Here is a 17218-nt window from a genome sequence, read left to right as displayed (position 1 = left end):
GGTGTGTCCTCCTTTTTCCTCTTCTGTGAGGTTGGACCGTGCTGCACAATTTATAAAAATAAAATGATTAATAACAATCCAGATAAAAAGCCTAGTGTCTTTGCCATTTTTTCGTATCGGTTTTGTTTGTCCTTGGCTTCTTCTTCCTCTTTTTCCAGATGAACCATTGCCAAGCGTATATGCTTTTGCTGCTGCATTTTTTCATGTTTTCCTAGTGTCGCGCCAAATTGCAGCATGACCTCTTTTTCTTCTTCTGCCATCGCAGTCAGCCCCCATATATTCTCCAAACTTTTTCTCCAAGCTTTCTCCGCATCTCGTTCGCCATTTTTTAGAAGTTCACTAAATTGTTTGAACAAATGTGAGATGGGAGAAGGGAGCTGCTGGCTGATTTTTTCACTTGCTTCAGCAAGCGGGCTGACCCCATACATGATTTCAGCTTCAAAACTTTGCAGAGCGACTTTCAGCTGGCGCAGCTGTCTGGGCCTTTCCGTCAGCTTCTGCGCTACTTTAAAACCAATCCACGTACAAGCAATTAAAATAAATATTGCACCAAACCAGCTCATATTCCCGCCGCCTTTGTGTCACTGCTGGATGTAATGTGGACGTGCTGTTTCCCCTGCTTGCGCGACAGCGTAACAATGTGCCGAAACGTTCCCTGTTCTACTAATTCCTTTAAAATCGGACGCTTTTTGACTTCTTGTATTGAAGTACCATGTGCGGAACAAACAACAGTTACTCCAGCATGTACAGCCTCCATAATCGCCTCTGCGTCTTCTTGCCTTCCAATTTCATCAACAATCATTACTTCTGGGGACATGGAACGAATCATCATCATCATGCCGACGGCTTTTGGACATCCATCAAGCACATCAGTGCGGTTTCCAACGTAAAACGAGGGAATGCCTTGATAACAAGCAGCAATTTCAGACCTTTCATCCACAATACCTACTTTTTTTGAAGACAGGTGCAGCTCTGGTATGCCTTCGCTTGCACATCGTGCTAAATCACGCAGAAATGTCGTTTTTCCAGACTGGGGAGCACCAATAATGAGAGTGTCGTCATACCCGTTTTTATATAACGCAGATACATACTTTCCTGCTGTTCCATAGTGATCTTTGGCAATGCGCATATTACAATAACGGATATGTTTCACACTAATTACTTTTCCATTTTCATGAACAACTTGTCCTCCAATGCCAACTCTATGGCCGCCTCTTGTCGTAATAAATCCTTGCTTTAACTCTTCCTGAAATGCATACATTGAAAATTCACTTAATTGATTGATTATATATTCAATGTCTTCTTGAGAAATATGCAGCTGTTCATGTAATTGGTACACACTATCTTGTGTAATGATTTCAAGAGGGGAATGAATGCGAACTCGGATTTCTTCTATAACGGACCAGTCCGCTGCAGAATGCAACATCTGCTGTATATGTTCTGGGAACAGCGCTAGGATGTCATCCATGTCTTTCCTCCTTCAATCTGCTGTTTGTACAATTTATTCATTTCCTTTATATATAGAACTGAAAAAGAGCAGATAAGCGAGGAAAGAGAGGGAGAAGAGGAAATAAACATGACGATGATTTCACAAGAAAACACAGCATATCCACTTTAGAAAAATAGTCTCTTTGCTTGCGCTCTCTCTTTTAAAAAATAAAAAGGCTTCATCACATCTAAAACAGATGAAACCAAAGTCGAACAATCAAAAACAATCATATATGAACGTATCTCCTAAGTTCTATCGCGTTTGTTTTATAGCTGCCATTATCTTCCCTTTTTTGGTTGGATTACTCTATTAGCCCGTTTGCTGCAAGCTTCTCCTCTAACCGGCATCTTTAATCCTTTCATCTTTTAACAAAAGGTAAACATTCTTAACATGAAAAAAGCCCTCTTTCATACAAGAGGACTTTTCAAAAACAGCTATTTTTTTATGGAACCAATCACATTCCGCTGCTGGCTTTGTAACAGCACTGCCGGCAGACATTTGCCGCAGCAGCTGCTGCCTGACGCTTAATCACGCCAACAACTGTTGCTCGTTCATTTGTTTAAAAGAAACGCCTTCACCTTTAAACAAAGCCTTTTCATTAAGCGCGGGAAACATATTCGCCGCTGCGTGTATCAATTACGAGGACATCTCCTTCATTGACAAAGAAAGGCACTTGTACGGTGTAGCCTGTTTCTAACACAGCTGGCTTTGTCCCTCCAGATGCTGTATCACCTTTGATGCCAGGTTCTGTTTCAGTCACTTCCAGTTCAACAGTATTTGGCACCTCCACACCGAGTGTCTCTGTCTCGTAGGAGATAACTTGCACTTCCATGTTTTCTTTTAAGAAATTCAACTGATGTTCAATTTGTTTGCTTGAAAGTTCAAGCTGGTCAAATGTTTCTGTATCCATAAATGTATGCGTATCACCGCTCGAATATAAATATTGCATCCTGCGGCGTTCGATATGCGCACGATTAATTTTCTCCCCAGCTCGAAATGTTTTTTCCTGAATGTTGCCTGTTCTTAAACTGCGCAGCTTAGAGCGTACAAATGCTGCACCTTTTCCAGGTTTCACGTGTTGGAAATCAACGACTTGCCAAATGTCGTTATCCACTTCAACGGTTAGGCCTGTTTTAAAATCGTTTACTGAAATCATATTATATCCTCCAAATCTGACAATTCATTCCGTTCTACTATAACACAGATAAAATACTCATAGTACCTACTCACCAATAACCATTAGCTCTTTCGGCGACTTAGTCAGCCGTTTGTTTCCATCTTTTGTAATGACAATATCGTCTTCAATTCTCGTTCCGCCAAGTTCTGGAACGTATATACCTGGTTCTACCGTTACTACCATGCCAGGCTCCAACGTTCGCTCACCTTTCGGAGATAAGCGCGGTCCTTCATGTACTTCCATACCGAGTCCATGACCAAGTCCGTGACCAAAATAACCGCCATATCCGTTTTCTTTTATATACTCGCGCGCCACAGTGTCTGCTTCTTTACCGGTCATACCTGCTTTTATTTCACTGACAGCTTTTAATTGTGCTTCATACACAGTATTATAAATAGCTTTTAACTCTTCTGATGGGGAACCGACTGCTACCGTTCGCGTGATATCAGAGCAGTATCCTTTATAATATGCTCCAAAATCAAGTGTCACTAACTCCCCTTTTTCAATGACTTTTTCGCTTGCTACTCCATGGGGGAGCGCACTGCGATAGCCAGAAGCCACAATGATGTCAAATGACGAAGCATCTGCTCCTTGCTTACGCATGAAAAACTCTAACTCGTCTCTCACTTCTGTCTCTTTCATTCCCGGCTTTATGAAATGCGTAATATGAGAAAACGCACTATCGGCAACATCAGCAGCTTCTTGTAAGACAGCAAGCTCATTGTCATCTTTTGTCATTCGTATTTCTTCTACTATTCCATCTGTTGGCTTTAAATTTATTCCTTGACAATAATGCTGCAGTGCCTCAAAAGAAGCATAGCTGACATGTTCTTTTTCAAAAGCCAGCGAGGCAATGTCATGTTTTTTGATTAACTCAGCAAGGTTTTTGTAGGCAGTCGACGTCTGCTCTACAATCTCATAGTCCGGGCATTGCTCTTTTGCCTGCTGTATGTATCGAAAGTCTGTAATAAAGTAGGCATTTGCACCGGTAACTAACAGAGATCCCGCCGTGCCTGTAAATCCAGATAAATATCGTCTATTTGCCGCACTTTGAATAAAAATGGCCTCGACATCATTCTTTTTTAACACGGTGCGCAGTTGTTCTAATCTGCTTGTCATAATATTCCTCCTCTCCATCTCGCTTACGCTTTCAATATTTTACCATAGATAGGAGTTATTGGACAGCTTAAGCGCTCTCTTGTCCCAACCGGTGGTGTTCATATCCAATCGAGTACCCAATAAACACACCGTATAGAACAAACAAACAGAGCGTTGTTACAACCGTGTTCGTATCGAGACTGTTAACTGGTCCAACACCTGGAAATAATGGTTGAAGCAAGTAAAAAACAAGGATCCACAGACCAGCACCAAAACCAATCCCTGGCCAAATCGAATAAAATTTTTGAAACAAAAATCGATACAAAAAAGCTACCGCAATAGATAACAAAGCAATAAAAACAATTCCCGCTAAATGGCCAAGGTACGTATTTTTCCACTCAGGCAGCGCCCATGGAAGCATCGCCATAGCCGGCCCGTATTTTGTAAAATTTAAATAATGCAGCGCGTAACTTACACAGCTCCAAAACAATCCACCAAAAAATCCAATCGACGCCACTTTTTGATGATATGACCAGTCTTTTTCCATCATAAGATCCCCCGCTTTGTTATGAAAACTTTCTTTCATACTTTTAAATTTTTTGCGTATTTTATACTTTACAGGTGTATTTTTTTTTGAATAAGGGAATGGATAGTGATAGAACTTCCCTAACTTCTTCATTAATTATTTTCTCTTCCATTTGCAACAATATACCTGTAAAACCAAACGCATTTTTGTTGCCAGTAATGACAGCATATAGATGGATAAAATCAGCTCATCAGCAGGAATATCACGCTTTTACGTTGAAGTATGTTATTACGTTTATTTTTTCAAACGTTAAAAATAAAAGTCTCTCTTCACACATGAACACACAGCTGAGAATGTTATACAAAAGATGGCTTTTTACGCATATTCTTAAGCGGCTCTATATAAAAGATGGACACCAACAACACGGAATATGTATTTTTCTACAGATCAGCATAACTAAACACCTTTTTAGTTATCTTCAAAAATATCGGATTGCGGAGGTGACCCCCCATGTCCCGTCTTTCAGCAAACCCTTTTTTAATTCTTATCTTTGGCCTGGCGGCTTTGGGCTTTGGGTATCAGTTAATAACAAATCCTCTGGGGTTATTAACGTACTTAGCAGTTGGGGCTGCTGTAGCGGTCGGTATGTATTTTTTATTCACGAAAGTTATCTTAAAACGTATGGCGATGAGCCAATACAGACAATCAGCCCGACCCGGCCCCTCACCAAAGAAACCATCGTTTCAGAACAAAAACCTAAACACTAAAGCCAATAAACACAAACCACAACGCTCTCGTCAATCACCACTAAAAAAACGAACTTCCCGCCCTATTGCAAAGAAACGAACAGATCATAATCTTACTGTTATTGAAGGGAAAAAAAACCGCAAAAAGAACAGGGCTCTTTTTTAGATGGAGCCCAGTTCTTTTTCTTTGCACTGATTGGCCAAGTGAGTATGCCATCATCGACATCGTCAGCATGTCGTGAAAAGCTGTATACGTGCAGCGAAACCATCATCTGTACTTAAAGGCTTGGCATGCGGCCCAGTTTTCTTTATTTCATTTTCCAAAACGAAAGAAGGGAATACAGGATGGAATGGGCGATGAATACAGCAGCACTTATAAGTAATGATTGGTTCTTTTTACTCCTTATTGCCCTTGTTTTTTGGTCAGTGGATAAACATCTCAGCATCAAGCTGCTGATCATTTTTGCGTTATCCACATACACGAACCATTTTTTGCACCATACCATCCCCACGCCATCATCAGACGCAGTTAGTTCTGTTCTCCCTCCCAAAGACGTTCAAATTGCCACAGCATTTTGGGGATTTTTAATACCAGAAATATCTGACAAGCGTTATACGCTGCTTGCGTGTTTATTAATTGCCGCTCTTTCGTTTACGGAAATGCAATATGGAGGGTATTCCGTACAGGATGTTATCGTTGCCATCCTTTTAGGATCTTTCTTTGTTTATCTGATTTATCGTTCTGATTGGATTAGCAGCGTGCCTCAACCCATTATTTTCTCTTTTACGATGGTTATCCCTTCGGCTTTATTGCTTTTATTTCCAGAAGGAGCGTATTATGCCGGATTATTGTTAGGCGGGGGGATCGGCTACAACATGGAACTTATTAAAAACAGAATGCAATTTGCAACCGTTATGTGGAAGAGGGGGATCACCTGTATTATTGGAATTAGCGGGCTGTTTGTTATCGCTTATCTGAACATCTTTTTCGCTCCTACGACGTTGTTTTCATTTGTACACGCTATTTTGATTGGACTATGGCTGACATTGCTTTTGCCAATTCTTTCTGTAAAGACCGGTTTATACCGCCAATCCCATGTTACCAAACATCTCATGCATTGATTTGTTAACACTTCCACGTTTTTAAAAACTTTTTTGTTTCTGTCCGTCCAATGTTAATAAGCTTTTCTTTCTGCTCTATCGTTAAATCAAAATTTGTCGTTTTTACATCTTCAATGGGAAGAAAGACAACGTTTTGAGCGTCGTTCTCTGCCATATAACGCAAGTCATGTGCTTTTCGCATCGTATCAAATAATGATTGATATAACTCTACCGCATTGTTTATTTTGTGCTGTTCCATCTCTTTTAGTGATGGGGACAGCTGAAAACCGATAACAGGTCTTTTACATAAACCAGAAACTGGATCTCTGTAAAGCCATATAGGGAAATTGCTTAAAATACCACCGTCCACAATAATATGCTTTTTCCCTTGCCTGCTCTTTAGTTTAACTGGCTCAAAAAAATAAGGCAGCATACAGCTCATCCTTACAGCCAGCGCCACAGGAAACCTGTCTGGATTATAGCCGTAGTCTTCAAGGTCATCTGGCAAAACCATCATTTTTCCTGAAGAAATATCTGAGGCAACAATTCTTAAACTGCCTTTTGGTAAATCACGAAATGTATAAATGTTTTTTTCCGCCAACAGCCCTTTCACCCATTGTTCAAACGTATCGCCTTTGTACAATCCTAACTTCCAATACACAGACAGCCACGAAAGCCATGGAGCACGCCGCATCCATTTCGTTTTTTGCAGCAGGTCGCTAACTTCTAACGACAATAATATCGACTTTAGCTCTTCTGCTGTGTAACCTGCCTGCACAAGAGCAGCCATTAGTGCACCGGCACTGGTTCCTGCTGTCCGTTCAAATTGAAACCTCCGTTCTTCCATTACTTCCATTGCCCCTAAAAACGCAAACGCCTTCACACCACCACCAGCAAATACACCATCAATCCTCATAAACCCTCTCCCCACACCTATTGTTTCTTTATACTATGGCCTATATGGAATGGATGTGTTTGATTTTCCCAGCAGCTTTACCAATATGATTCGGATGATGAAGACACACATTTGTATCAGCCAATGGATACTCACTTTGTGATCAATGCTTGAACCGCTGAATGCAACAAGAAAACACTCAGCTGCTGCACGTATATTCTTTTTTCCTGTCTGCACATTTCCTTCTGATGAATCATAAGGCTCTCATACAAATGCGGGATGGATATAGGGGGGATTTTTTCCTCTTTGAGAAAGGATTATTTCAGAAAAAAAGAAAGGACGAGAAAAACGGCGGCTGCACTCTACGGACTTGGGGGATAGAGATTAAGAGAAGATGACAATAATTCCAACAAAAAACCTGCCTTTTTTGGCAGGTTACGTTTCTTCGATTTCGTTCCATTCATTCCGCTTTTGGATATCTCTTAATAGACGAATGCGCTCTTCTTTTTCTTGAAAAAATTGTACGACGTCTCCGATTCGATCAATGGCATCCCAGCTAAGATGATGCTCAATCCCTTCCACATCCTCATAAATATACGCTTTATCAACACCAATAATATGTAAAAAGTCTTCTAGCAGCTCATGCCGGTAAACTAAGCGTTTACCTACTTTTTTCCCTTTTGATGTTAAAACAAGCCCCCGGTATTTTTCATACACGAGATAATCTTTTTTATCGAGTTTCTGTACCATTTTTGTTACCGAAGAAGGGTGCACTTCTAACGCTTCGGCAATGTCAGATACTCTAGCATATCCCTTTTCTTCTATTAATTGATATATTCGTTCTAAGTAATCTTCCATACTTGGCGTAGGCATCCTGGTTCCTCCAATACGGGACTTACAAAAGTTCCTTTCTTTATCATCAATCGAATCATGCTTTATTCAGTGTACAATATATTCTGTTTTTCCACAATCACCAGAAGCTTCCTTTTCTCTGCAAAAAAAGAGAGGGATACCCCTCTCTTTAGCTCTTTCCATTACAATCCGCATTTTAATTGTGCTCCGCAATTCGTGCATGTATTACAGCCACCAATATCTTCTACCGTTCCTTCACGACATACTGGACACGTATCCCCAATTTCGTTACCAAAATTAATCGTGGTCGAACGCACATCTTTAATCGTATCAACAAGCACCACTTTGCTTTCTGTCGTATCCGCTTCTTTGGCTTCATCATATTGTTGGTGTTGTTGTGTATCATCCAAATCGTTCTCTTCGGCTTTCAGCGACAATACTTGGGCATCACGGCTGCCATCTACATATACCGTTCCGCCCTTGGCACCCCCGCGATACAAGCGCTCGTATACTTTTTGTACTTGTTCTACCGTATAACCACGCGGTGCATTCACTGTTTTAGAAAGAGAACTGTCTACCCATTTTTGGATGACACACTGTACATCTGCATGTGCTTCCGGAGGCAAATCCATCGCTGAGACAAAGAAATCCGGCAGATTGTTACTGTCTGTTTCTGGATGCTGCTGCAAATACTCCTCTACAATATCCGCATGTACTTCAATAAATTTACCGAGACGTCCGCTGCGGTAATACTTGAAGGAAAAGTACGGTTCAAGACCGGTGCTGACTCCGACCATCGTTCCTGTACTCCCGGTCGGTGCCACAGTAAGAAGATGAGAGTTGCGGATGCCATGCTTTAAGATAGACTCACGAATATCTTCTGGCATATTCTTCATATAACCCGTATTAATAAAGGCTTCACGCAGCTGTTTGGTCTCTTCTTCTGTGTCCCCTACTAAATAAGGGAAGCTGCCTTTTTCCTTCGCTAACTCTATACTCGTACGATAAGCAGTTGTAGCAATGGTTTTAAATATCTCATCAATCAGCTGACTGCCTTCTTTGGATCCGTATTTGGTTTGTGCATAAATCAGCAAATCATGAAGTCCCATCACACCCAGGCCGATGCGTCGTTCTCCTTTTGCTTGTTTGGTGTTTTCTTCCAAAAAGTAAGGAGTAGCATCAATGACGTTATCTTGCATCCGCACACCTGTTTCTACTGTTTGTTTCAGCTTGTCAAAATCGACGGTGTTATTTTGTTTATCTGCCATTTCTGCCAAGTTGACAGCGGCTAGGTTACAAACAGAATACGGGGCAAGCGGCTGCTCTCCGCATGGATTTGTAGCAACAACTTTTTGACCATAACTTTGCGCATTCGTTTTATCGTTGGCATTATCGATAAAGAAGATACCAGGCTCTGCTGAATACGTTGCACAAATATTGATAAGCTTCCACAGCTCTTTTGCTTTGATTGTCCGATATGTGCGAATTCCGTAGCCTTGCTTCTCCCATTCTCTTACATCACCGGTTTCCTGCCAATATTGGTTGTATACATCCATCTCTGCTTTCGTGTAATTTTCAACATCTGGAAACCGCAGCTCGTACTCTTCATCATTTTCTACCGCTTCCATAAAGTCATTAGTCAAGCAGACGGAAATATTAGCTCCAGTAAGAAATTCTGGTGAATTAACCGAATACGTACCACCGTTTCTTAATTTTTCTTCCGCTTCTTGAATGACTTTGGTGTCAAACCCGCCTTGTCCAGGAATATGTTTGTAGTTTAAAACACCTTGATACAGCGCTTCTTCTGTTTCCGTTAACGGCGTGAACTTTAACTTTTCCTTTACCAGCGACTTGATTTGTTCATCTTCTGTATTTTCCAGTAAAAACCGTAAGATGCGCGGATTTTGCATTTTAGAAATAATAAATTCAAGAATATCCGGGTGCCAGTCTGCAAGCATAATCATTTGCGCTCCGCGGCGTGATCCACCCTGCTCCACTAAATGAGTGAGTTTTGCAATATCATCAAGCCAAGACACGGAACCAGAGGATTTTCCGTTCACCCCACGTGCTAATGTATTACGCGGGCGAAGCGTGGATCCATTCGTACCAACACCGCCTCCACGGCTCATAATTTCCATTACTTGCTTACGATGTTCTGAGATTCCTTCTCTCGAATCTTCAATGAACGGCATCACGTAACAATTGAAATACGTTACGTCTGTCTTTGCGCCAGCCCCATATAACACACGTCCAGCCGGAATAAAGTTCATGCTTACTAATTCGTCATAAAAGCGTTCAAAGGACTGCTGCTGTTTTTCTTCGGTCGTTTCTACTTCCGCTAAACCTGTAGCATTACGTTTTGCAATTTGTTCGTAAAAGATTTCCAGCGGTTTTTCTATCACATCTAAAGAGCGGTTTACAACCCCGGACTCTCTTTCTTTCTCATCATCAAGTACGTGACGAAAACTTTCATCCACCAGTACTTCAGCCGCACTTGCATCCCAATTCAGTTCTTTAACAAACCCGTACCCGCGTGCTGGAAATTTTGGATCTTCTTTTACGGTAAGAACAACGAAGTCCCCTGCCTTGAGCGTTCTTTTCTCTGTGTCTTTAAATGTATAACGATCGAGCATGACTAAGCGTGATACGCCCTTTTTTGTCATGTGCATATCATCTGTTACTGGATGAACTTGGGGAAATAGTTCAATATCTCTATTCAACGATTCCTTATCTACTTTCATTTCCTTTTGTACGGTAGCACCCATATATTCTTCCTCCCCGTTCTTATGTTTGGTAATGTACAGCTTACCATAATTTTTTCTCTCAAATCAATATATTGTGTTTATATTTAAGTAAGTAATACTATATATGGATATATAGAAAACACGCAACTACCAGATTATGCGATAAAACGAGAATAATGAAGCAATGTTGTATCTGTTTTTTCTCACTGCTGAATTTGAAGTAATTTCTTTCTTGCTATTTCTTTTACTACCTGCGCTGTGTCTGTCCCTAGTATCGGCTTTACAGCAAATTCTATGTTACAGTTTAAAGCGGAGATAATAAAGTACAAAAAGGAGGTTATAAATGATGGAATATGTATGGTTAAAAAATCACATTTTGCCAAAAAGCGACGCATATGTCCACTTTGACGACCGAGGCTACTATTTTGGAGACGGTATTTATGAAGTCATCCGCATATATAACCACCAGCCGTTTTTACTGGATGCACATATGGAGCGTTTTGCCCGAAGCGCTCATGAGCTGGACATGCCGCTTCCATATTCGCTCTCTTCTATCAAAGACAAAACCAAGGAGCTAATAACAAAAAACGACATAAACAACGGATACGTCTATATCCAAATGACAAGGGGCGAACAGCCGAGAGATCACTTATACTCTCGGGACATCACGCCTGTCATGACAGGATTTACGAAAAAACGCGAAGACGGCAGCACACAAAAAGAAGGCATATCTTTGTGGACAACCAAAGATATACGCTGGTTACGTTGTGATATTAAAACCATCAATCTGCTTGGCAATGTGATGGCCAAGCGCCAGGCAGAAGATCATGCCTGCCAAGAAGCATTGCTGCATCGCGATGGCATCGTCACAGAAGGCTCCTCTTCAAATATATTCATGGTAAAACGAGGTGTGCTGTATACGCATCCAGCCAACCATTACATTTTAAATGGTATTACAAGACAATACACCATCGCACAGGCAAAACAATTAGACATTTGTGTGAACGAAACGGCCTTTTCTTTAGAACAGCTTCAAGAAGCGGATGAAGTATTTGCGACAAGTACATCCCTTGAAGTAACCCCTGTGCATCAAATAAAAGGAGATATCGACATGAAAATAAAAACCGGTCCTGTTACCGAACAGCTTCAACAAGGTTTTTCATTCAGCTGTTAACATCCATAACAAAGCGGTTCCATAGCAGAGGAACCGCTTTGTTATCGGCGAAAATTCCATTCATCGTTTCCATATTTCTTTTCCGCTAATTCCCAAACTTCTTGTTCTTGCTGCTGTGTTAATTGATACGGCTCCCAATCGACATTTAACCCCTTGGCAAAACCTTTGTGAAACGCAGCCGAGACTTGTTCGATGTCCACAGGGGTCTCTAGCAGCTCGTTAATAGCCACGGCTTTGCTTTTAAACGCACGCTGCATTCTTTGGCGAATACGCTCGTTTTTGTAAAGAAACAGATCAAACAGCTTATCCTCATCTATATCTAGTATGATAGAACCGTGCTGCAAAATGACACCTTTCTGTCTTGTTTGCGCGCTCCCTGCAATTTTTCTGCCTTCCACAACAAGCTCGTACCACGATGGTGCATCAAAACAAACGGCTGAACGCGGATTTTTCAATTCATTTTCCTCCGCTTTCGTGCGTGGCACAGAAAAATACGCATCCAGGCCCAGATAGCGAAATCCTTGTAAAATCCCTTCTGATATCACTCGATATGCCTCTGTCACCGTAGCAGGCATCTGCGGATGTTCTTCGGAAACAATGACGCTGTATGTTAACTCTTTGTCATGCAAAACGCCGCGCCCGCCGGTCGGTCTTCTCACAAAGCCTAAGCCATGTTTTTCTACTGCTTCTACATTAATTTCTTTATGTACTTTTTGAAAATATCCAATCGATAACGTTGGAGGATTCCAATCATAAAAACGAACAATTGGTGGTATTTCACCCTGACTGTGCCAGTGCAAAAGCATCTCATCCATTGCCATATTATAAGCCGGCGAACAATTTTTCGAATCAATAAAATACCACGTTTCCTTTTCCAAAGCATTCACCTTTCTTTCTGTGACTCCATACAAAATCGGAAAAACCAAACGTTCTTAACAAAAGTTAGTCTATCAAACCTTATCAAAAAACAAAAGTTTCGTGCCTCGACACTATCTTTTGATGAAAAGGTTTTGCGTACGAATAAAATCATGATTATAATACTTCATGTAGCCTAATAAAGGAGTGGAAACTTAGTATGCTGACATGGATTTTATGGGGAATACTCATGGCCGTTCTCGCTGTGATGATTGTACGGCGATTTGTAAATCCGAAATTTTTAACGGATCTCAACCAAGAAGAGTTTAAAAAAGGTTATCGCAAGGCACAGTTAATTGATGTACGCGAGCCACGGGAATATAATGGCGGTCATATTCTTGGGGCAAGAAATATTCCGCTGTCTCAGTTAAAGCAACGCGTCAATGAAGTTCGCGATGATCAACCTGTTTACTTGTATTGCCAGTCTGGTGCAAGAAGCCGTCAAGCAGCGCGTCTCATTAAAAAGCAGCGCGGTACCGAAGATATTTATCAGTTGAAAAAAGGCTTTAGAAAATGGACAGGTAAAATTAAAAAGAAATGAACAAAAGGCTGTAACGTTGACAGCCTTTTTTCTATGCCATTACGTTGAAATTTGATTAATAAGAAAGAATCCCTTTTCACAGAGCGTGTGTTTATTGCTCCCTTGTTTATATCTCTCCTCTACTTGCCTTCATCGTCTGTTTTTTCTTCCATGAGTGGAAAAGTTTTCAAATGATGCATAAAAGTATTTTCATGTAAGCCATACTATAATGACTGTGTTTATATGCTGTCATGAGGGTAATTACTTTTCGATTCTTTGACAAAAAGGGGCGAATACGATGGAGATTGATATCAACTTTCTTTCAGATTGGGAAATAAAAGACAATAAAAACTATGAAAATCGCTCAATATCCTCATGGGAACAATTTTGTCTAGCTTATGAGTCTGAACAATACACATCAAGTCCTTCTTTTGACGGCTTGCTGTGCCAACACCACCTGCCAAATTTAACACTCTATGATCATCAAGAAAAAACTGCCAAACGTGTCATTGAAGAAATGGATGGAAAAGCTATTCTTGCTGATGAAGTAGGACTAGGCAAGACCATTGAGGCAGGACTTATTTTAAAAGAATATATGGTTCGAGGTTTAGTCAAAAAAGTGTTGATTCTCGCTCCAGCCTCTCTTACTGGTCAATGGGCCAAAGAACTTAATGAAAAATTCTATATTCCGGCGGTCACACAGCGTAAAACATATGTATGGGAAGAAGCTGATATCGTCGTAGCATCGATTGACACTGCAAAACGCCCGCCTCACCGAGAAATTGTGCTGAATCAGCAATACGATATGATTATTTTTGATGAAGCCCATAAATTAAAAAATCCTAAAACAAAAAACTATGCTTTTGCCCGCCAGCTGCAAAAGAAATTTTGTTTGATGTTAACCGCAACCCCTGTTCAAAATAACCCCGGTGAGCTGTATCATTTAATTAATTTATTAAAACCAGGACTTTTAGGCAGCATGGATGAATTCAAAACTCTCTTTAAAGAAGAAGGCCAAGAAGCTGTGAAACATATTGTGCAAAAAGTCATGGTACGAAATCGGCGCGATCAAACCGGCTTAAAGTGGACAAAACGCAATGTGCATTCGACTTACGTGCATTTCACACCAGAAGAACAAGTTTTTTACGACACGCTGTTTGATTTGAAAAATGATCCTAAGAACATGATCCATGGTTTTACAGCCACCACCCTTTTACGCGAAGCCTGCAGCAGTAAAGAAGCTGCCTATATGACACTGCAGAACTTATACGAACGCAAAGATATTTCGCAGGCCACTTTTGAACATTTGGTTTCATGTATCCAATCAATGGCCGTCAACAGCAAAGCTGAACAAGCACTGGACATTATCAATGCAACAGACGAGAAAGTTGTGGTATTTACTGAATATCGCGCAACACAATTGTTTTTACAGTGGTACTTGCAGCAGCATGGCATTACGTCTGTGCCATTTCGCGGGGGATTTAAGCGCAGCAAAAAAGAATGGATGCAGCAGCTGTTTAAAAACCGTGCAAAAGTAATGATTGCAACCGAAGCCGCTGGAGAAGGAATTAATCTTCAATTCAGCAGCACAATTATTAACTACGATCTGCCTTGGAACCCGATGCGGCTAGAACAACGAATCGGACGTCTGCACCGCCTGGGGCAGACACGTGATGTAGAAGTGTATAACTTTGCAGTAAAAAACACAGTAGAAGAACATATCCTTTCATTACTGTATGAAAAAATAAAACTGTTCGAAAACGTCATCGGAGAGCTGGATGAGATTTTATCCAAAACAGCCTATTCCTCGTTAGAAGGATATATTACAGATGCCCTTCACACGTCCGACTCTGAACAAGAAATTGCCTTAAAGCTGCATCATTTATCCGCAATTATGGAAGAGACCAATGAAAAGGAAGGTGGGTAAGCATGGAGCAACATGCCCTTCACCAATTCGTCCGGCGATATTTCAGCGCAAATGACGCGGATATTCTTCACGATGACAACAAACGATTAACAGTTCAATTGACGGAAGAACTCGACCAACAACTCATGAACCGGCCGTTTTACTGGCAGTACATCAAAAAAACCGGCGGTGTGCCGCAGCCGATGACACTGACGTTTATAACAAAAGGAGAAAAAGAAAAGCAGGAAAAAGCTGAATATCTGCATTTCGGTTCTCCACGCTTGCACCAAATTTTCACTAGCGCCAAACAGAAAGGAACGTGGACAATTCTTTACGAAGAGACTGAGGCAGCCAAAGAGCCAACCCCTCTCTTTCCGTGGCTGCTGGCCAATGTGAAAGTTTCGTATGCATCACATCAGCGAAAAGACAGTATTTATTCTTTCGGCTTGCAGCTTATTCATGGGCAGATGGTGGATAACATGATGGAGAAACTAAAGCAAAAGTCACTTCACAATCTCACTCCAGCGCATTCATTTCCAATGCACTCACTCATCCAAACAACCAGCGGTTTGCAGCGAATGAAGCGCTATCTAGAGCAACAATTATCCGAAGAATCAGGGGATTGGGCAGAGAATGCCTGGAAAAGAATGAAAGAGGAGCTGCACATCCTAGAAGCCTATCATACCTCCTCTTCTCAGCCAAAAGAAGAGTACGAACAGGAAAAACAAGCCATCATCGAGCGCTATCAACCACAGATTAACGTAAGCATCATTAACTCCGGGCTGTTTTATTTAGGCGACTCTTCTCTTCCATCCGATATACAATAAAAGAGGCTGAAACAAACGAATAGGAACGACAGGATAATCCGGACGATTTATTACAATCAATCCGGATTATTTGTTTCCCATAGTAATTTCTATCATTGCTCCGTCAATATCCTCCGCTCTCCACGGGCGCCTCCGTATGCTGACAACACTTCGGCTGTACTTTCATACCTTATTGTTCGGCTTTGGAATAACCTGTTTTAGGTATGAGCCAGCCTTGATATACGATAAAAAACGAGGCTGTACAGCCTCGTTTTTATGTTAAAATCATGTGCTGTTTTTACATTTCCGGGGCTCCGCTGACAAAAATGGTCATAACAGAGAACCAACCGAAAACTAAAAACGATATCCCAGCAAAACCAACCGCAAGGAAGTTTCTTTCTTTCACTTCACGGATTACGGCAATAGCGCAAAGAATGGCAACAAAAAGCATCATAATGCCAAAAGCCATGGAGTTTTCCCCCCCTTTATGTAATCGTTCCATTTCAGCAAATTATGTCATTCTTATTATACCCTTTTTTATCGAGACATGCATCATTAATTTTCACTTATTCTTCGATACTGCTATAATGATACTAAAATATTTATAACAATTGGGGGATGCTTACCATGAATTGGAAACAAATACCTTTAGGACCATTACAAACAAATTGCTATGTGCTGTTTAACCATCAACGTGAAGCTGTTATTTTTGATCCAGGCGGCGACGCTCACGTTCTAAAGTCTTGGTTAAGTAAAAATGACATCACACCAGCTGCTATTCTTTTAACACACGCTCACTTTGATCACATCGGTGCTGTGAGTGATATAAGACAAACCTATAACATTGATGTATACATTCATGAAAAAGAACAAGATTGGCTGACAGATCCCGGTAAAAACGGATCCATTCACTTCCTGCCCGATTCTCCGATTCAAACAGAACCAGCTGATCACCTTTTACAAGGAAACAGCTCTCTTAACGTTGGAGGTTTTACGTTGGATATGTATGAAACACCTGGCCACTCGCCTGGCAGTATTTCCTTTTACCACAAAGAAACAGAAGTTGTTTTTTCTGGCGATGTCTTGTTTTCAGGCAGTATTGGCCGAACTGATTTGCCAGGAGGAAATCATCAAACCTTACTAACATCTATTCACCAGACATTGCTGGAATTGCCTGAAAATACAACCGTAGCCTGCGGGCATGGACCTGTGACTTCTATCGAAGCAGAAATGGACAGCAATCCATTTTTAAATGGATTTTCATAACGA

The 17218-nt window shown here is 41.0% G+C and carries 17 protein-coding genes; 7 read left to right on the top strand and 10 right to left on the bottom strand.

The annotated features are described in order from the left end of the window. Positions 1-50 precede the first annotated feature (50 nt). The 5 genes from spoIIIAB to BLT18_RS07110 form a co-directional block, all read right to left on the bottom strand. A complete protein-coding gene (spoIIIAB, locus tag BLT18_RS07130) occupies positions 51-563 on the bottom strand; it encodes a stage III sporulation protein SpoIIIAB (protein ID WP_091272498.1) in 513 nt (170 codons plus the stop codon). Then, complete coding sequence (gene spoIIIAA / locus BLT18_RS07125) at positions 560-1468, bottom strand: stage III sporulation protein AA (protein WP_091272496.1); 909 nt, start codon at positions 1466-1468, stop codon at positions 560-562. The genes spoIIIAB and spoIIIAA overlap by 4 nt, the downstream gene beginning before the upstream one ends. Before the next feature lie 619 nt (positions 1469-2087). Further along, positions 2088-2645, bottom strand: a complete 558-nt coding sequence (gene efp, locus BLT18_RS07120) for an elongation factor P (RefSeq protein WP_091272495.1) — start codon at positions 2643-2645, stop codon at positions 2088-2090. A 66-nt stretch (positions 2646-2711) separates the two neighbouring features. After that, positions 2712-3785, bottom strand: coding sequence for a M24 family metallopeptidase (locus BLT18_RS07115; protein ID WP_091272493.1), 1074 nt, complete (start codon positions 3783-3785; stop codon positions 2712-2714). Positions 3786-3852: 67 nt separating this feature from the next. Continuing rightward, positions 3853-4314: a YqhR family membrane protein gene (locus BLT18_RS07110; protein ID WP_175487406.1), complete on the bottom strand. Its 462-nt coding sequence runs from the start codon at positions 4312-4314 to the stop codon at positions 3853-3855. A gap of 486 nt (positions 4315-4800) precedes the next feature. Between BLT18_RS07110 and BLT18_RS18750 the strand changes: the two genes are divergently transcribed. After that, entirely contained in the window at positions 4801-5202 is a 402-nt protein-coding gene (locus tag BLT18_RS18750; protein WP_091272491.1) for an SA1362 family protein, read from the top strand. 179 nt (positions 5203-5381) lie between these two features. Next, positions 5382-6158, top strand: coding sequence for a phosphatase PAP2 family protein (locus BLT18_RS07100; RefSeq protein WP_091272490.1), 777 nt, complete (start codon positions 5382-5384; stop codon positions 6156-6158). A gap of 4 nt (positions 6159-6162) precedes the next feature. Here the strand turns inward: BLT18_RS07100 and BLT18_RS07095 are convergent, their stop codons facing one another. From BLT18_RS07095 to BLT18_RS07080, 3 genes are all read right to left on the bottom strand, one after another. Further along, positions 6163-7053 (bottom strand): patatin-like phospholipase family protein, encoded by an 891-nt coding sequence (locus BLT18_RS07095; protein WP_091272487.1) that lies wholly within the window; start codon positions 7051-7053, stop codon positions 6163-6165. A gap of 414 nt (positions 7054-7467) precedes the next feature. Next, a complete protein-coding gene (gene mntR / locus BLT18_RS07085; protein ID WP_091272483.1) occupies positions 7468-7905 on the bottom strand; it encodes a transcriptional regulator MntR in 438 nt (145 codons plus the stop codon). A 161-nt stretch (positions 7906-8066) separates the two neighbouring features. Beyond that, positions 8067-10649, bottom strand: a complete 2583-nt coding sequence (locus BLT18_RS07080) for a vitamin B12-dependent ribonucleotide reductase (protein ID WP_091272481.1) — start codon at positions 10647-10649, stop codon at positions 8067-8069. Positions 10650-10971: 322 nt separating this feature from the next. On the opposite strand from BLT18_RS07080, the gene dat reads away from it, so the two are divergent. Continuing rightward, positions 10972-11802 carry a D-amino-acid transaminase gene (gene dat, locus BLT18_RS07075; protein WP_245705205.1) on the top strand — a complete coding sequence of 277 codons (831 nt, stop codon included), beginning with the start codon at positions 10972-10974 and terminating at the stop codon, positions 11800-11802. Positions 11803-11843: 41 nt separating this feature from the next. Here the strand turns inward: dat and BLT18_RS07070 are convergent, their stop codons facing one another. Further along, positions 11844-12680 (bottom strand): lipoate--protein ligase family protein, encoded by an 837-nt coding sequence (locus tag BLT18_RS07070; protein WP_091272584.1) that lies wholly within the window; start codon positions 12678-12680, stop codon positions 11844-11846. A 197-nt stretch (positions 12681-12877) separates the two neighbouring features. Here BLT18_RS07070 and BLT18_RS07065 point away from each other — a divergent pair, with 197 nt between their 5' ends. From BLT18_RS07065 to BLT18_RS07055, 3 genes are all read left to right on the top strand, one after another. Continuing rightward, positions 12878-13258 carry a rhodanese-like domain-containing protein gene (locus BLT18_RS07065; protein ID WP_091272479.1) on the top strand — a complete coding sequence of 127 codons (381 nt, stop codon included), beginning with the start codon at positions 12878-12880 and terminating at the stop codon, positions 13256-13258. Positions 13259-13535: 277 nt separating this feature from the next. Further along, a complete protein-coding gene (locus BLT18_RS07060) occupies positions 13536-15164 on the top strand; it encodes a DEAD/DEAH box helicase (protein WP_091272477.1) in 1629 nt (542 codons plus the stop codon). 2 nt (positions 15165-15166) lie between these two features. Next, positions 15167-15970, top strand: a complete 804-nt coding sequence (locus BLT18_RS07055; protein WP_091272476.1) for a YqhG family protein — start codon at positions 15167-15169, stop codon at positions 15968-15970. A gap of 277 nt (positions 15971-16247) precedes the next feature. On the opposite strand, the gene BLT18_RS07050 is transcribed toward BLT18_RS07055, so the two are convergent. Continuing rightward, complete coding sequence (locus BLT18_RS07050; RefSeq protein ID WP_091272474.1) at positions 16248-16418, bottom strand: DUF2759 domain-containing protein; 171 nt, start codon at positions 16416-16418, stop codon at positions 16248-16250. A 158-nt stretch (positions 16419-16576) separates the two neighbouring features. Between BLT18_RS07050 and BLT18_RS07045 the strand changes: the two genes are divergently transcribed. Beyond that, positions 16577-17215 (top strand): MBL fold metallo-hydrolase, encoded by a 639-nt coding sequence (locus BLT18_RS07045; protein ID WP_091272472.1) that lies wholly within the window; start codon positions 16577-16579, stop codon positions 17213-17215. The last annotated feature ends 3 nt before the right edge of the window (positions 17216-17218 follow it).

Source organism: Alteribacillus persepolensis (genome assembly GCF_900099605.1).
In the GTDB taxonomy this organism is placed as follows: Bacteria; Bacillota; Bacilli; order Bacillales; family Marinococcaceae; genus Alteribacillus; species Alteribacillus persepolensis.
The sequence above is the reverse complement of the archived record's forward strand: the minus strand, read 5'-3'. Positions and strand labels throughout refer to the sequence as shown.